General features: G+C 63.2%; 11 protein-coding genes, 1 tRNA gene and 2 riboswitches. Of the genes, 6 read left to right on the forward strand and 6 right to left on the reverse strand.

The genetic code is table 11. From position 1 onward, the window contains the following. Window positions 1-28: 28 nt before the first annotated feature. The 3 genes from pseI to DK391_RS04450 are packed head-to-tail and all read left to right on the forward strand — an operon-like array spanning window position 29 to window position 4,406. The gene (gene pseI / locus DK391_RS04440) at window positions 29-1,081 is read left to right on the forward strand and encodes a pseudaminic acid synthase (RefSeq protein WP_109476776.1); all 1,053 of its coding nucleotides are present in this window, start codon (window positions 29-31) and stop codon (window positions 1,079-1,081) included. Next, window positions 1,078-2,364, forward strand: a complete 1,287-nt coding sequence (locus DK391_RS04445) for a class I SAM-dependent methyltransferase (RefSeq protein WP_109476777.1) — start codon at window positions 1,078-1,080, stop codon at window positions 2,362-2,364. Before pseI ends, DK391_RS04445 begins: the two co-directional genes overlap by 4 nt. Then, window positions 2,361-4,406, forward strand: coding sequence for a methyltransferase domain-containing protein (locus DK391_RS04450; protein ID WP_109476778.1), 2,046 nt, complete (start codon window positions 2,361-2,363; stop codon window positions 4,404-4,406). The genes DK391_RS04445 and DK391_RS04450 overlap by 4 nt, the downstream gene beginning before the upstream one ends. Window positions 4,407-4,513: 107 nt before the next feature. Here DK391_RS04450 and gcvP read toward each other — a convergent pair whose 3' ends face one another. From gcvP to DK391_RS04475, 5 genes are all read right to left on the reverse strand, one after another. Next, window positions 4,514-7,444, reverse strand: a complete 2,931-nt coding sequence (gene gcvP / locus DK391_RS04455; RefSeq protein ID WP_109476779.1) for an aminomethyl-transferring glycine dehydrogenase — start codon at window positions 7,442-7,444, stop codon at window positions 4,514-4,516. Window positions 7,445-7,523: 79 nt separating this feature from the next. Beyond that, window positions 7,524-7,904: a glycine cleavage system protein GcvH gene (gene gcvH / locus DK391_RS04460; protein ID WP_054929301.1), complete on the reverse strand. Its 381-nt coding sequence runs from the start codon at window positions 7,902-7,904 to the stop codon at window positions 7,524-7,526. Window positions 7,905-8,007: 103 nt separating this feature from the next. Beyond that, window positions 8,008-9,126: a glycine cleavage system aminomethyltransferase GcvT gene (gene gcvT, locus DK391_RS04465; protein ID WP_109476780.1), complete on the reverse strand. Its 1,119-nt coding sequence runs from the start codon at window positions 9,124-9,126 to the stop codon at window positions 8,008-8,010. A gap of 87 nt (window positions 9,127-9,213) precedes the next feature. Then, window positions 9,214-9,355: riboswitch (glycine riboswitch) on the reverse strand. Window positions 9,356-9,383: 28 nt separating this feature from the next. After that, a riboswitch (glycine riboswitch) is annotated at window positions 9,384-9,504 on the reverse strand. Window positions 9,505-9,720: 216 nt separating this feature from the next. Beyond that, window positions 9,721-10,080 (reverse strand): hypothetical protein, encoded by a 360-nt coding sequence (locus DK391_RS04470; protein WP_109476781.1) that lies wholly within the window; start codon window positions 10,078-10,080, stop codon window positions 9,721-9,723. 202 nt (window positions 10,081-10,282) lie between these two features. After that, window positions 10,283-11,332: an oxidoreductase gene (locus DK391_RS04475; RefSeq protein WP_109476782.1), complete on the reverse strand. Its 1,050-nt coding sequence runs from the start codon at window positions 11,330-11,332 to the stop codon at window positions 10,283-10,285. Window positions 11,333-11,639: 307 nt separating this feature from the next. On the opposite strand from DK391_RS04475, the gene DK391_RS04480 reads away from it, so the two are divergent. After that, complete coding sequence (locus DK391_RS04480) at window positions 11,640-13,727, forward strand: UvrD-helicase domain-containing protein (protein WP_109476783.1); 2,088 nt, start codon at window positions 11,640-11,642, stop codon at window positions 13,725-13,727. A gap of 78 nt (window positions 13,728-13,805) precedes the next feature. On the opposite strand, the gene DK391_RS04485 is transcribed toward DK391_RS04480, so the two are convergent. After that, window positions 13,806-14,744: a c-type cytochrome gene (locus DK391_RS04485; RefSeq protein WP_109476784.1), complete on the reverse strand. Its 939-nt coding sequence runs from the start codon at window positions 14,742-14,744 to the stop codon at window positions 13,806-13,808. 351 nt (window positions 14,745-15,095) lie between these two features. On the opposite strand from DK391_RS04485, the gene DK391_RS04490 reads away from it, so the two are divergent. Next, window positions 15,096-15,171, forward strand: a tRNA-Arg gene (locus DK391_RS04490). A 359-nt stretch (window positions 15,172-15,530) separates the two neighbouring features. Then, window positions 15,531-16,220: a glycosyltransferase gene (locus tag DK391_RS04495; protein ID WP_109476785.1), complete on the forward strand. Its 690-nt coding sequence runs from the start codon at window positions 15,531-15,533 to the stop codon at window positions 16,218-16,220. Window positions 16,221-16,285 lie beyond the last annotated feature (65 nt).

Below are 16,285 nucleotides of genomic sequence, written 5' to 3' on the forward strand. Positions count from 1 at the left end.
CGCACGGCAAGGCGTGAGGAAACTATCGATGAAAGAAATCAGAATCGCGAACCGGTCCGTCGGACCCGGCCACCAGCCGTTCGTGATCGCGGAAATGTCCGGCAATCACAACCAGTCGCTCGAACGCGCGCTGGAAATCGTCGAGGCAGCGGCACGCAGCGGCGCACATGCGCTCAAGCTGCAGACCTATACGCCCGATACGATGACGCTCGACATCGACGAAGGCGAGTTCCATATCGGCGATGAGAACAGCCTGTGGGCGGGCAAATCGCTCTACGCGCTGTATCAGCAGGCATATACGCCGTGGGAATGGCACAAGCCGCTGTTCGATCGTGCGAACGAACTGGGCATGCTCGCCTTCTCGACGCCGTTTGACGAAACGGCGGTCGACTTTCTGGAAACGCTCGATGTGCCCGCGTACAAGATCGCGAGCTTCGAAAATACCGATCTGCCGCTGATCAGGCGCGTCGCGGCAACGGGCAAGCCGATGATCATCTCGACGGGCATGGCGAGCGTCGCGGAACTCGACGAGGCCGTGCGCGCAGCGCGCGGCGCCGGCTGCAATGACCTGATCCTGCTCAAGTGCACCAGCTCGTATCCCGCCCCGCCCGAGCACAGCAACATCCGCACGATTCCGCATATGCGCGAGCTGTTCGATTGCCAGGTCGGCCTGTCGGATCACACGATGGGTGTCGGCGCGGCTGTCGCTGCCATCGCGCTCGGCGCGACCGTGGTCGAAAAACACTTCACGTTGCGGCGTGCCGACGGCGGCGTCGATTCGGCGTTCTCGCTGGAGCCGGAGGAAATGCGCTCGCTCGTGATCGAAACCGAGCGCGCGTGGCAATCGCTCGGACAGGCCACCTACGGCACCAACGAACAGGAACGCAAGTCGATGGTCTTCCGGCGCTCGCTGTATGTGGTCAAGGACGTCGGCGCGGGTGAAGCGCTCACGCCCGACCATGTGCGCGCGATCAGGCCCGGACTCGGCATGGCGCCCAAGCATCTGGATACGGTGATCGGCATGACGGCGCGTGCGCCGATCAAGCGCGGCACACCTCTTACGTGGAACATTCTGAAATGAGCGCACAACCCGACAACGCTGGGCCGCAAGGCCGGCAAGAGTTGATCCAGTGGAAAACCGATGCCTGGAAAGATCCCGGCATGGTGAGCTGGTACTCGGGCCGGATGGTTCAAAGCGAAACCACCAACCTGCTGAAGAACGCCGTCGAGGTCAATACGATCCGCCGTCATGCGCGCGGGCCGAAGATCATCGACATTGGCGTCGGCACCGGCCGCGCCGCGCTGCCGCTAGTCGCCGATGGTTATGACGTGATGGGCGTGGACAGTTCCCAGGCGATGCTCGACGAAACCCGGCGCCTCGCCAACGGCGCGCCGATCCGGCTGCAGGTCGGCGACGTCACGAGCCTGCCGTGCGACGACGCTTCGTTCGACTGCGCGGTCTCGCTGAACGTGCTGGTGCATTTTCCGAACTGGCGTGAAGCGCTGCTCGAATGGAAGCGCGTGGTGCGTCCCGGCGGCCGGATCATTTTCGACATTCACACGCAGGATCACGTCGTCGCCGCCTACGGTGCCGACAAATCCCGCTGGCCCGACGCGCTGCGCGCCACCGATGAAGCCGGCAAGTTCGGCCTCTACATGTCGCGCGCGAGTGTCGCCGATCTGGTCGAATTCGCCGACGCGCAAGGCTTTGCAATCGAAACAGTCGTGCCTTACGGCGCCTTTCTCGGCGGTGGCAACACGAACTGGCTGCTGTACGAATCGCTGGAACAGAAGGCGAGCTGGAAGCGCACGCTGTCGTGGTTCGCGCGCGACAAGGGTCTCGCCGATCTCGGGCTGTTCATCGAAGAATCGATCGTCGCCCATCTCGCGCCGAAGATCGCGGGCCGCATGTTCGTGGTGATGGATAACCGGGCCGATCCCGCTGCCAACGCGCGTTTTGCCGCGGACATGGCCGCGCGCGATGCAGCGCTCGATTCGCTCGACGTCGCGAAGCTCGCGCCTTGGCTGCCGCTGGCGCCCGAGGCCATCAGCGCAGAACTGGACAAGCTGCTCAAGCCGCTGCGCAGCCGTCACTTTTTCTTTTTGCTGTTCCAGTGCCTGTTGACGCGCCTTCCGAACGTCGAGTTCGCCGGCGCCGTTTCACCCGCGATGCTGCGCGAACTGTCGACATGGCTGGTCAGCAATGCGCTCGACCAGAAGTCGACGGAAATCGCACGCAGCTGGTCGGCGGGACTGGCGGACAAATTCAAGGCAGGCACCGACGTGACCGTCGGCGCGGAATACAACCTGGTTCGGGCACTGCTGTCCCGATACTTCGGCATTTTTAACGAGGGCCGGCAATGAAGCAAAAGGCCATTATCAGCCTGCTCTGGGGCAAGCATTTCAACGCGCTGCTGCAGTTCCTGCAGATGCAGGAACCGCTGACGGTTATCGCGTCGCTGGGTTCGCTGTCGTCGCACATGCAGGCGGCCATTGCGCAGACGGGATGCACGCTGGTGTCGATCGACAGCTTTGCGCAGGACGCGAGCGCTGCGCAGACCATCAGCGCAGAAACACAACATCTGCTGGGCGCGTTCGAGCGTCACATCCAGCAGCAGCCGGAATTCTGCGGCTTCGCTGCCGATGCGTCGGACAAGCTGCGGCCCATCGTGTTCGAGAGCGTCAAGAGCGATCTGCCCGCCATCGTACATCTGCTCGAATGCCTGAAAGGCGCGGCTGCGCAGTACGACATCACCCTGCTCGCGACCAACGACGACATGACGCGCACCGGCAAGACGGCGACCTCGTGGGCGCGTGCGCAAGGCATTCCGAGCGTGCATCTCGCGCACTCGATTGCGCTGGTCGATCCGTACACCGTGCACAACGAACTGGTCGCCGACAAGCTGGTTGTGTACGGTCAGCGTGGCGTCGAGGGTTATCGCGATCTGGGTGTCGCGCCGGAGCGGCTGATCCCGACGGGCAATCCCGCGTGGGACGGCTACGCCGCGCTGCGCAACCAGAAGCCCGCGTGCCGTCAGCAACTCAACGCGAAGTACGGCTTGAAGCCGGAATGGCCGCTCGTCGTGTTCGGCACGACGTGGGCCGCGAATCTCAGCGCGCATTGCATCGAAGATATCTACGACGAGTCGGTGCGCGCATTCCTGATCGCGTGCGAGAGCCTGAAAAAAGCGGGCTTGCGCATCAACGCCGTCATCAAGGATCGTCCCTCGAATACCGCGTTTGGCGAAAAGCGTTGCGCTGAAATTCTCGCGAAGCTGGGTGCATCGGGCGAAGGGTACTACTACGCGAGCGACGACACGGAGCAGTTCGCGGCGGGTGCCGACGTGCTCGTTGCCGTGGATTCGAACTATCTCGTCGAAGGCATGCTGGCGCATACGCCCGTCGTGAATCTGATGAACACGGCCGGCATGTTGATGGGTCCGTGCTTCGAGGCCGAAACGGGCGTCGTCGAAGTCGAGGCGCATGAGCTGGCTTCGGCGCTCCACCAGATTCTCACTAATCCGGAACTGCGCGCCGGCCTGCTGCAACTCGGCCAGAAGCGCGCCGCGCACTACAACCACAACGACGGCGACGGCATGGCGTCGACGCGTGTCGCGCAGGTGCTCGCGTCGACCGCGAAAGGGTTCCAGCCGCGCATGCAGCGCCACGTGTGGCAGCAGTATCTGGATGTCGAATCCGGTGAGATCGCCGATGGTTATCACACGCCGGGCCGCCCGAATCTGGTCGCGATGTATTCGAACGATCCCGCCACGGTGATCGATATCGGCTGCGCGGCAGGCAGCACGGCGGCGCTGATCAAGCAGCGCTTTCCCGCGAGCCGCGTCTGGGGCATCGAAATGAACCGTGCCGCCGCAGAGGTGGCGAGCAGCAGGATCGATCGCGTGCTGGTCGGCAAGTTCGAGGATTTCGATCTCGAGCGCGAAGGTATCGCGAAAGGCACGCTCGACGGCGTGCTGCTCGCCGACGTGCTGGAGCACATGTACAACCCGTGGGACGTGATGGTGAAGCTGCGTCCGTACATGTCGCCGAAAGGTCAGCTGGTGTTGAGCATCCCCAACGTGCGCAACCTGATGCTGATGGACGATCTGAGCAAAGGCAACTGGACCTACGCCGCAGCCGGACTGCTCGACATCACGCATATCCGTTTCTTCACGCTTGCGGAGATCGTGAAGTTCGTCGCGGAGACGGGCTACCGCATCGTGCGCGCCGAACATGCGATCGACGGGAGACTCAGGGAGTTCTGGAACCAGAACCAGGCGAAGCCCGGCCTCACCGAGATCAACATGGACCGGATGAAGCTCAAGGACGTGACGCGCGACGAGTTGATGGAGTTGTGCACGATCCAGTTCCATCTGCTGATCGAAAAGGATCCGCTGAAAGGCTGACGGCCATTGCCCGCCTGCAAACAAAAAAGCCCGGCAACGAAACGTTGCCGGGCTTTTTTACGTCTGCTTCCGGTGCGCCCGCCTTGGGGCGGGCGAAGGCTGGTTCGTTACTCGTAATCCGCCATAGGCACGCACGAGCAGAACAGATTGCGATCGCCATACGCGTTGTCCGCACGGCCAACGGGCGGCCAGTACTTCTTCGTGATCAGCGAGGGCAACGGATACGCCGCGGTTTCACGCGCATATGCGTGCTTCCAGTCGTTCGTGACCACGACAGCCGCCGTATGCGGCGCGTGCTTCAGTGGATTATCTTCGCGATCGCTGCGGCCTTCTTCGACAGCGCGGATTTCGTTACGAATCGCGATCATCGCTTCGATGAAGCGATCCAGCTCTTCCTTCGATTCCGATTCCGTCGGCTCGACCATCAGCGTGCCCGGCACCGGGAAGCTCATCGTCGGTGCATGGAAGCCGTAATCCATCAGGCGCTTGGCGACGTCATCGACCGAGATGCCGCTCGTTTCCTTGATGGGGCGCAGATCGAGAATGCACTCGTGTGCGACCAGTCCGCCCGGACCCGAGTACAGCACCGGGTAGTGCGGTGCGAGCTTGTTCGCGACGTAGTTCGCGTTGAGGATCGCGGTTTCGGTGGCGGCCGTCAGATTCTTCGCGCCCATCATCGCGATGTACATCCACGAGATCGGCAGGATCGATGCCGAGCCGTAAGGCGCAGCGGAGACAGCGCCGATGCCGTTCGCATCGCGCTCGTAACCCGTCGAGGTCTGATTCGGCAGGAACTTCGCCAGATGCGCGCCGACAGCGACAGGGCCAACGCCCGGTCCGCCGCCGCCGTGCGGAATGCAGAACGTCTTGTGCAGGTTCAGGTGCGAAACGTCGCCGCCGAACTGACCCGGCGCTGCGAGGCCGACCATCGCGTTCATGTTCGCGCCGTCCACATACACCTGGCCTCCGTGCGCGTGCACGATCTCGCAGACTTCACGGACGTTCTGCTCGAACACGCCGTGCGTCGACGGATACGTGATCATGATCGCCGCGAGTTTGTCCGAATGCTGTTCGGCCTTCTTCTTCAGGTCTTCGAGATCGACGTTGCCTTGCGCATCGCACGCGACGACGACAACCTGCATGCCGGCCATCTGCGCCGACGCCGGGTTCGTGCCGTGTGCCGAAGCGGGAATCAGGCAGACATTGCGATGACCTTCACCGCGCGACTCGTGATACGCGTGGATGATCAGCAAGCCAGCGTACTCGCCTTGCGAACCGGCGTTCGGTTGCAGCGACACAGCTGCATAACCCGTCGCCGCGACCAGCATCTGTTCGAGTTGATCGATCATTTCGCGGTAGCCGACGGTCTGCTCAGCGGGCGCGAACGGGTGAATCTGGCCGAACTCGGGCCACGTGACGGGCAGCATTTCCGACGTCGCGTTCAGCTTCATCGTGCACGAGCCGAGCGGGATCATCGAGCGGTCGAGCGCGAGATCCTTGTCCGACAGGCTGCGCAGATAGCGCAGCATTTCCGTTTCGGAATGGTGACGGTTGAACACGTGATGCGTCAGATACGCGCTTTCGCGTTCGAGCGCAGCCGGGAACGAATTCGATGCGCCGAGCTTCGCGTCGAGTTCATCGATTTGCGGCACGGCTTCGACGAATGCGGCTTGTGCGAATGCTGCCAGCAGATCGGCGAGATCGGCGCGCGAAGTCGTTTCATCGATCGAGAGGCCGACGCGTGTGTCGCTGACGCGACGCAGATTGATGCGGCGAGCCGTCGCGGCATCGTGCAGCGCTTGCGTGCGTGCGCCCGTTTCGAACGTGAGCGTGTCGAAGAACGATTCGTTGACGAGCGTATAGCCGAGTTGCTTCGCGCCTTCCGCGAGCAATGCAGCGATACGGTTCACGCGCTGCGCGATCATCTTCAGGCCGCGCGGGCCGTGGTAGACGGCGTACATGCTGGCCATGATCGCGAGCAGTGCTTGCGCGGTACACACATTCGACGTCGCCTTTTCGCGGCGGATATGCTGTTCGCGCGTTTGCAGTGCGAGACGCAGCGCGGGATTGCCTTGCGCATCGACGGTGACGCCGACCAGACGGCCCGGCATCTGACGCTTGAATTCGTCGCGCACGGCGAGATACGCCGCGTGCGGGCCACCGAAGCCAACCGGCACGCCGAAGCGCTGCGAGTTGCCGACAGCCACGTCCGCGCCCCATTCGCCCGGCGGCGTGAGCATGGTCAGCGCGAGCAGATCGGCGGCGGCGACCACGTGGCCGCCCGCTGCGTGGATCGCGTCAGCCAGCGCGCGGTAGTCGCGCACGTCGCCGTTTACGCCCGGATATTGCAGCAGCACGCCGAATGCATTCGACGTCGCTGCGTCGGCAGCCGGGCCGACCTTGACCTCGATGCCGACCGGCTTCGCACGCGTCTTCACGACTTCGATGGTTTGCGGCAGCACGTCGTCTGCCACATAGAAAATGTTCGACTTCGGCTTGCCGACGCGTTGCAGCAGCGTCATCGCTTCGGCGGCGGCCGTCGATTCGTCGAGCAGCGATGCATTCGAGATTGCGAGACCCGTCAGGTCGACGATCATCTGCTGATAGTTCAGCAGCGCTTCCAGACGGCCTTGCGAGATTTCCGGCTGATACGGCGTGTACGCCGTGTACCAGGCGGGGTTTTCGAGCACGTTGCGCAGGATCACCGTCGGCGTGTGGGCGTTGTAATAGCCCTGGCCGATGTACGTGCGGAACACCTGGTTCTTGTCCGCGAGTTCGCGCAGGGCGGCGAGCGCTTCGGCTTCGCTCTTCGGCTGCGCGAAGGGGCCGAGCGGCAGCACGTCCTGGCGGCGGATCGCCTTCGGAATCACCGCGTCCATCAACGCGGCGCGCGATGCGAAGCCAAGGGCTTCGAGCATCGACTGCTGATCGGCGCCGTCCGGGCCGATATGCCGTTCAGCGAAGGCGTCATGCACTTCGAGCGCGGCGAGCGAGAGGGGAGTGCGGTTCATCAGACGATCCGGGTGTTCGAGCTTCATTGAGTGTTCCTGCTGGCGCGGCGTGCGTTCATATGCGCAAACGCCGCGCCCTTCGTGGGTGAGTGGCTTGAGCGCGGGCTTATTCGCCGATCGACTTGCCGTAAGCGGCAGCGTCCATCAGACGATCTTCCGATGCGCCTGCAGCCGGCTTGATCTTGAACAGCCAGTTGTCGTAGGGGGCGCTGTTCACGGCGTCCGGCGTGTCGGCGACGTTCTGGTTTGCTTCGATGATCTCGCCCGAAACGGGTGCGTAGATATCGGACGCGGCCTTCACCGATTCGATGACGGCAACGGTGTCGCCTGCCGAGACGGTCTGGCCCAGTTGCTGCACTTCGAAGAAGACGATGTCGCCGAGCGCTTCCTGCGCGTGATCGGTGATGCCGACCGTCAGCGTGCCGTCTGCTTCGGTGCGGACCCATTCGTGCGATTCGGTGTATTTCAGATCGGCCGGGATGCTCATCGGATGCTCCTATGCGGTAATTCGGTTGATGTAAATGGTGGGACGCACGCGACGCTTTCGTGTCTGTCTGGTGACGGTGTCGTGACGCGGATCGTATGAACGATCAGCCGACGAGCACTTTGCCGTTGCGCACGAATGGCAGTTTAACCACGCTGGCGGGAAGTGCCTTGTCACGGATCTGAACGTGCACGACATCGCCCGGCTGCACGCCCTTCGGCACGCGCGCAAACGCAATCGATTCCTGCATGGTCGGCGAGAACGTGCCGCTGGTGATTTCGCCTTCGCCGTTCGGCGTGACGACTTTCTGATGCGCGCGCAGCACGCCCGCTGCCTTGCCGTTGTCCTTGTGCAGGATCAGGCCGACGAACGACGCCTGCGAGCCGTCCGCTTCCAGCTTCGCGCGGCCGATGAAATCGCGCGGTGCCGACAGATCGACGGTCCATGCGAGACCGGCGTCGAGCGGCGAGACGTTGTCGTCCATGTCCTGGCCGTACAGGTTCATGCCCGCTTCGAGGCGCAGCGTGTCGCGCGCGCCGAGACCGGCCGGGCGCACGCCTTGCGCCTGCAGCGCGTTCCAGAGTGCTTCGACGTGAGCGGCGGGAACGATGATTTCGAAACCGTCTTCGCCCGTGTAGCCGGTGCGCGCGACGGTGAGTTCGCCGAACGGCGTATCGGTGACGCGTGCGGCGTTGAAGGGCTTGAGCGCTTCGCTGGCGGCGCGGGCGTGCGGCACCGTCGACCAGACTTTTTCGCGCGCGTTGGGGCCTTGCACGGCGACGATCGCGTAGTCGCGGCGCGGCGTGATGGTCAGGCCGAAGCCTTCTTTTTCATTGAGCTGGTTGAACCACGCGACGTCTTTTTCCGCCGTACCGGCATTCACGACCACGCGGAAATGATCTTCGCCGAAGTAGTAGACGATCAGATCGTCGATCACACCGCCTTCCGGGTTCAGCAGACAGGAGTAGAGCGCCTTGCCGGGCGTTTGCAGCTTGCCGACGTTGTTCGCCAGCGCGCGCTCGAAAAAGGCGCGCACGCGTTGACCGGTGAAATCGACCACGCACATATGGGACACGTCGAACATGCCGGCGGCGGTGCGCACGGCGCGATGCTCTTCGATCTGCGAGCCGTAGTTGACGGGCATGTCCCAGCCGCCGAAATCGACCATGCGGGCATTGAGCGCGCGGTGCGTGGCGTGGAGCGGGGTGTGTTTGAGTTCGGTCATCGGGGCCTCGTGCATCGCTAAACAGGAAAGGCCATGCGGCGAAACCCCTCGCGGCCGGATCCATCTCGGGCCAACGAGCGATAACTGCATGCCCCCTCTGTCCTCGATACCTGAGAGATTGCGCTGCTGTCAGCGAGTGCTGACTGGCGAGGCGCGCGCCCCTTCGGTGGGCAGCCTGCGCGTGCAGTTGAGTGCACCGGCGCTACTGCCGCTCTCCAGAGTGCGAAAAACGGACGCTCATTCGAACAAGCGGGTTTTTCGACGCGGTCGGTCCTTTTGCCTGAGAGTTTGCGGGTATGCCCCTTCGGCGGCGCTCGCTGCTGGATGATCCTGAACCATCAGACGACAGCAAAAAGCACGCTCTCCCGACGCGTGCGGCGAATGTACGCGAGGGTGGGAGGGTTGTCAAATTGCGACATGGAGGCTGTGTCTGGCTTGCGTTGCAGGGCTGCGGCGGTATTCCGGTGGTCAAAAATGACACCCCGAAACGGGCAAACGGGGGTTTGCGCTTACGCGCCCACAGAGTGCAAAAACGCGGGCGAAAAAAAGCGCGGACCCTCGCGGGACCGCGCTCCGGAAAAGCCTGCTCGCCGATCAGCGGTTGATCGCCGCCGCAGCCGTATCCAGTTCCTGATTCAGCACGCGCTGTTCGTCGCCGGAAAGACCGCCGCCGTGCTGTGCGGCCATGTCGTGTGCTTCCTGGCGGATCGTATCGAGCCGGCGATGCAGCGCACCGCCTTCGGGCGGCGGGTAATAGCCCTGGTTCACGCGTGTGTCGATGCGGCGGCTCATGTTGTCGATGCGGCCATTGACCTGATCGAAGCGGCGCGCAGCCGCTTCATGCGGATTCTGCGGAGGTGACGGCTCGGCGATCTGCTGGGCAGGCGGCACCACGCACGCGGCAAGCGACGAAACCAGCGCACAGCAGGCGAGCGCGCGAACGATACGTTGCATGAAGTTCTCCTTTTCTGGTTGTTTCCGGTAGGTATGGGAAGCAACGGTCGGCCCGCAATGCGCGATGACGCATCGCAGGCACAGTTTGTAACTAATGTTTGCTGATCAGGGTGATCTGCGGCGAGGGGACGTCGAAATGCAATGCCGCTGAAGGCGCAATGAAGGCCAAACGTGAGACAGCGGCTCGAACGCCGCCGCCGCGTCAGGCGCCGCGCCGGAACGGCAGCCGCACGCCTTCCTGCTCGCTGCGATTGGCCAGTTCGACGATGGCCATCACATCGACCGCATCATCCGTGCTGACGGGGAACGGCACGCCATCGTGAATCGAAGCCGCCAGCGCGCGATAGAAGTCGGCATAGGCGCCATCGCGCGTCGGCAGTGCGCGCTGCGTTTCCTGCTCGCCTTCGAGCACACGCAGCGTGCCTGCCTCGTTGCCGCCGCCAAAGCCCGCCTCGCCCGGACGCAGGCCCGCTTTCAACTGGTCTTCCTGCGTATCCAGACCGAATTTCACATAGCTGCCGCGCGTGCCGTGAATCGTGTAGCGCGGCGCGACGATCGCCGTCAGCGCGCTCGCGTGCAGCACGACTTCGTGATTCGCATAGCCCAGCAGCAGATGCACGTAATCCGGTGCACTCGCGTTATCGCGATACGCCTTCACCGTCGCGTAGACCGTTTCGGGCGCGCCGAACAGCGTCAACGCTTGATCGATCAGATGCGGGCCGAGATCGAATAACAGGCCGCCGCCGCGTGACGCTTCCTCACGCCAGCGCTGCCGGATGCCCGGACGAAAACGGTCGAAGTGCGATTCGAAATGCGTGATGCGGCCCAGTTCGCCGCTCGCGATGAGTTCGCGCACTGTCATGAAATCGCCATCCCAGCGCCGGTTGTGGAACGGCGCGAACAGCAGCCCTTTGCTTGTCGCGAGAGCGGCGAGTGTGCGCGCGTCGGCGGCTGAGAGCGTGACGGGTTTATCGACCACGACGTGCTTGCCCGCTTCGAGCGTGCGGCGCGCGAGGTCGAAGTGCGTGTCGTTCGGCGTCGCGATCACGATGCATTCGATGTCGGCGAGTGCGAGCAGTGCGTCGATATCGGCGACGATCTGCGCGTCCGGATAATCTGCGCGCGCCTTGTCCGGCTGACCTGTCGCGATCGCCGCGACGCTCGCGCGTCCGCAATGTTCGATCACCGGCGCGTGAAACGTGGCGCCGGCGAACCCGTAGCCCATCAAGCCAATTTTCAGCGATGAAGACATGCGTGTTCCCTGCAATAGCGGCGCGCCGCGGGGGCGGCGCGCAACGACATAATTGTTACACGGACGCCTTTCGGTTCCTGATCGGCTCGCCGCGCGACATGGTTTCCGCTTTGGCCGGAAGGCATAAGACGAGGCATCGGAAAGGCCATTCGTGTTAACATCGCGGCTCTCACGCGAACGGCAAAAAGCGCATGGAATCAATTGCGTGGCGCATTTCGCCACGGTGCGCGGCTCGCGCCGTTTCGCTGCATGTTCCCCGGCCATTCCTCGTGAATCGCGCCCTCAATCGATTACTCATCCACACACGATGTCCGCAGGCCTGAATTCCGCCCAAAGCGAAGCGGTGCGCTATCTCGACGGTCCGTGTCTCGTGCTCGCGGGCGCGGGCAGCGGCAAGACGCGCGTGATCACGCAGAAGATCGCGCACCTGATCGAAAACAAAGGCTTCGAGCCGCGCCATATCGCCGCCGTCACCTTCACGAATAAGGCCGCGGCGGAAATGCGCGAGCGCGTCGGCAAGCTGCTCGAAGGCAAGACGCTTAGCGCGCCCGGCAAGGAAGGCCGCAAGGTGCCCGTCAATCAGTTGACGGTGAGCACGTTCCACTCGCTCGGCGTGCAGATTCTGCGTCAGGAAGCGGAGCACGTCGGCCTGAAGCCGCAATTCTCGATCATGGATTCCGACGACTGCTTCGGCATGATCCAGGAGCAGGTCGGTTCGACGGATAAAGGCTTTATCCGCAAGATCCAGACGACTATCTCCCTGTGGAAGAACGGCCTGATCATGCCGGACGAGGCGATGGCAATTGCGTCGAACGAGGACGAGCATCAGGCGGCCATCGTCTACCGCAACTATGTGGCGACGCTGCACGCCTATCAGGCCGTCGATTTCGACGATCTGATCCGCCTGCCCGCCGAACTGTTCAAGAACAACGAGCAGGTGCGCGACCGCTGGCAGAACAAGCTGCGTTATCTGCTGATCGACGAGTATCAGGACACCAACGCGTGCCAGTACGAACTGGTGAAGCTGCTGGCCGGTCCGCGCGCGGCGTTCACGGCCGTGGGCGACGACGATCAGGCGATCTACGGCTGGCGCGGCGCGACGCTCGAAAACCTCGCGCAGCTCGGCAAGGACTTTCCGAAGCTGCACCTGATCAAGCTCGAGCAGAACTATCGCTCGACGGTGCGCATCCTGACGGCGGCGAACAACGTGATCGCGAACAATCCCAAGTTGTTCGAGAAGAAGCTGTGGTCCGAACACGGCATGGGCGATTCGATCACCGTCACCGGCTGCAACGACGAGGAGCATGAGGCGGAATCCGTCGTGTTTCGGCTGTCGGCGCACAAGTTCGAGCGCCGCGCGCAGTTCCGCGATTACGCGATCCTGTATCGCGGCAACTTCCAGGCGCGGATCTTCGAACAGGTGCTGCGCCGCGAGCGGATTCCGTATGTGCTGTCGGGTGGCCAGTCGTTCTTCGATAAGGCTGAGATCAAGGATCTCTGCGCGTATCTGCGCCTGATCGCCAACGCGGACGACGATCCCGCGTTCATCCGTGCGATCACGACGCCGCGCCGTGGCGTCGGCAACACGACGCTCGAAGCGCTCGGCGCGTTTGCCGGGCAGGCGAAGGTGTCGCTGTTCGAAGCCGTGTACATGGGCGGCCTCGAGGCGCGACTGTCGGCGCGACAGGTCGAGCCGTTGCGCATGTTCTGCGATTTCATGCAGCGTCTGCGGGATCGCGCTGAGCATGATCCTGCCAGTACCGTGCTCGACGACCTGATGGAAGCGATCCACTACGAAGCCTATCTGTACGACGCATTCGATGAACGTCAGGCTCAGGCGAAATGGCAAAACGTGCTGGAGTTCCTGGAATGGCTGAAGCGGAAGGGCACCAAGCCTGAACCGGCAGCGGGCGCGGAACAGACCGGCTTTGACACCGCTGATGGCCTGACCGACACCGGCAAGAATCTGCTCGGACTGATTCAGACTGTCGCGTTGATGTCGATGCTCGAAGGCAAGGATGAAGATCCCGATGCGGTGCGGTTATCGACGGTGCATGCGTCGAAGGGTCTGGAGTATCCGCACGTGTTTCTGGTGGGCGTCGAGGAAGGCATCATGCCGCATCGCGGCGGCACCGAAGACGACGGCCCGATCGACGACGAGCGCATCGAGGAAGAGCGCCGCCTGATGTATGTGGCGATCACGCGCGCACAGCGCAGCCTGCATTTGAACTGGTGCAAGAAGCGCAAGCGGGCGCGCGAGACAGTCGTGTGCGAGCCGTCGCGCTTCATCCCCGAAATGGGACTCGACGAAGCGCCGCCGCCCACACCCGAAGAAGCGCCGATGTCGCCGAAAGATCGGCTCGCGAGTCTCAAGGCGCTGTTGCAGAAGCCTTGATTCGTCGATGCTGACGACATAAAAAATCCCCGCATGGAGCGGGGATTTTTTTTTGCGCGCTGAAAAAATGCGCGCTGCTTATTTCGCCGCGCTGATCATGTAATCGACGGCGGCTTTCACGTCGGCATCGGATGCATTCGATCCACCCTTCGGCGGCATCGCGCCCTTGCCGTGCAGCGCGTAGTTGTAGATCGTGTCGATCGGGTCTTTGAGGCGCGGCGCCCAGGCTTCCTTGTCGCCGAACTTCGGTGCGTTCAGCACGCCTGCTGCGTGGCACGCCTGGCAAACCTGCTGATACAGCGCCTTGCCTGCCTGCGAGGCATCCGCGCTTTGCGTCGCGCCCGAGGCGGGCGCTGCGGCTTGCGGTACGTTGGCCATGGCGGCCATCGCGGCGGCGGCTTGCGCGCCTGCGGCATCGGAGGCGCCTGCTGCTGCCGTCGCACCCGACGCCGCATCGGCACCGGCTGCCGTTGCGCCCGAAGCGCCCGCTGGAGCGGCGGCTGCCTGACCCGGCACGGGCTTCGGCGGATCGTCGAATTTCGCGCCCGCATTGTTCGCCATATAGGCGACGGCGCGGCCGATTTCGTAATCGCTGTAATCGTCCGGACTCGTGCCGCCGCGCGCAGGCATCGCGCCCTTGCCCATCAGCGCGTTGTGCCAGAGCGTGTCGAAACCTTCGGCGATGCGCGGCGCCCAGTCGCCCGTATTGGTGAACTTCGGCGCGCCCGCTGCGCCCGACGCGTGACACGCCGAGCAGACGGCCTTGTAGACCTCTTCGCCTGTCTTGTAGACGCGCGGCGCGTTGGCGTCGCGGATGTCGACCTGGGCAAACGGTGCGGTGCGCGCGTCGACGGCGGCGTCGGACAGACTGTCCGTGCCTGCGCCCGTGCGGGTCGAATTGTCGACGTAATACGCGAGCAGAATGATGATGATGATCGGGACAGCAAAGCCAGCGATGACTGCGGCGATGAGCTGTCCGGGGGTCTTGATCGGGGCTCCGTGTGGTGCTTCGCTCATGCTTGTCTCGTCTCCCGTGGGTATTGTGAGCGGTACAGCGCGACGGCAACATCTTGTTCTTGATCAGCCACGAACGATTATAGACGGAAGGTTTCGGCGCGGGCGAGCGGGCCCGGAAGGTGTTCAGTAGGCGTTTACGCGAACATTTTTGCGCTTTGGGTGGGATTTGTTGCACCTGGCGTGCGAGATGGCCCGCATGCCGGGAACACCGCGAAGGCGGGGGAAGCACGCGCTGACGGGCTTGCGGTGGACGGGCATCACGAAACCGGGTATGCTCTCGGTCTCGCTTTGGCGCCGCAATCTGCATCAACTGTGTGATTTTGCAGCGCTTTTGCCGATTCTTTGCCGAATGCGCCCGTAGCTCAATGGATAGAGTACTGCCCTCCGAAGGCAGGGGTTGCTGGTTCGATCCCAGCCGGGCGCGCCAAGAATACATCAAGCGTGGTGGTTCAAAACCCGAACCGAAACGGCACCCAAAGCTGCCACCCGCCACCATCCAGCACCCGCCCCGAGCGGGTTTTTTTACGCCATCTGTTTGCGCGTCTCACCGCGCAACGGCCCGCACTCCCTCCCCGCGGCTTTGTGACAGTTCGCCGAAATACGGCCATTAACTCCATCTGATCCACCGATCACCCTATCGCCCTCGCGGACAGAATAGCGTCACGGTAGCTCATTGCGTGTCGAGTTGCCCTTGAAGCCGGTGCGTGTCCGGCTGCGTCGCGCCGTCGTATGGCAGCGCCGCGCCGACCGCGCGCCCGATCGACTCTTTTCCTGTTTTCCGCTTTCATGAAGCCCATTCGCCTGGTTTGTGGCACGCGCGCCTCTTACGACGATTTTCCGCTGAAGACAGCCCTCGGCCGCTCGCTCTCGCTGTTCCGTCATGCGACGCCGCCGCAGCTGATGCTGTTCGACAACAACCGGGCCGGACTTTCGTCGATCTATAACTACGCGATCGAGCAATCGCGCCACGATCCCGCCATCCTCGTGTTCCTGCACGACGACCTGCATCTGTGCGACTTCTACTGGATGGACCGCATCCGCGAAGCGGTCACGCAGTTCGACATCGTCGGTCTGGCGGGTAACACGCGCCGTCTGCCGGGACAGCCTTCGTGGTTCTTCAAGGATGCATCCCTGACGCGCGACGAGCCGCAATATCTAAGCGGCGTGGTCGGACACGGCAGTGGCTTCCCGTGCTCGAACATGTCGATTTACGGGCCGCCTGGCCGCGAATGCAAGCTGCTCGACGGCCTGCTGCTGGCCGCCGACAGCGAGCGCCTGATCGCCAGCGGTCTCACCTTCGACGAGCGCTTCGACTTCCACTTCTACGATCTCGATTTCTGCCGCCAGGCCGAATCACGCGGATTGCGCATGGGAACCTGGCCGATGAGCGTGGTCCACGAAAGCGGTGGATCTTTCGGCAGTCCGTCGTGGCGCGGCGGTTACGAGCGCTACATGCAGAAGTACATGGGCGTGTGAGCGCGTCGTCAACGCGTCACGTCAAGGTTTCCGATGCAAGCGCCAGCCGATCACGCATCCACCAC

It is taken from the genome of Paraburkholderia sp. C35, assembly GCF_003121405.1.
GTDB lineage: Bacteria > Pseudomonadota > Gammaproteobacteria > Burkholderiales > Burkholderiaceae > Paraburkholderia.

Coding starts and splice junctions, on each gene's coding strand:
- pseI (WP_109476776.1), top strand. CDS start 29: ATGAAAGAAATCAGAATCGCGAACCGGTCCGTCGGACCCGGCCACCAG.
- DK391_RS04445 (WP_109476777.1), top strand. CDS start 1,078: ATGAGCGCACAACCCGACAACGCTGGGCCGCAAGGCCGGCAAGAGTTG.
- DK391_RS04450 (WP_109476778.1), top strand. CDS start 2,361: ATGAAGCAAAAGGCCATTATCAGCCTGCTCTGGGGCAAGCATTTCAAC.
- gcvP (WP_109476779.1), bottom strand. CDS start 7,444: ATGAAGCTCGAACACCCGGATCGTCTGATGAACCGCACTCCCCTCTCG.
- gcvH (WP_054929301.1), bottom strand. CDS start 7,904: ATGAGCATCCCGGCCGATCTGAAATACACCGAATCGCACGAATGGGTC.
- gcvT (WP_109476780.1), bottom strand. CDS start 9,126: ATGACCGAACTCAAACACACCCCGCTCCACGCCACGCACCGCGCGCTC.
- DK391_RS04470 (WP_109476781.1), bottom strand. CDS start 10,080: ATGCAACGTATCGTTCGCGCGCTCGCCTGCTGTGCGCTGGTTTCGTCG.
- DK391_RS04475 (WP_109476782.1), bottom strand. CDS start 11,332: ATGTCTTCATCGCTGAAAATTGGCTTGATGGGCTACGGGTTCGCCGGC.
- DK391_RS04480 (WP_109476783.1), top strand. CDS start 11,640: ATGTCCGCAGGCCTGAATTCCGCCCAAAGCGAAGCGGTGCGCTATCTC.
- DK391_RS04485 (WP_109476784.1), bottom strand. CDS start 14,744: ATGAGCGAAGCACCACACGGAGCCCCGATCAAGACCCCCGGACAGCTC.
- DK391_RS04495 (WP_109476785.1), top strand. CDS start 15,531: ATGAAGCCCATTCGCCTGGTTTGTGGCACGCGCGCCTCTTACGACGAT.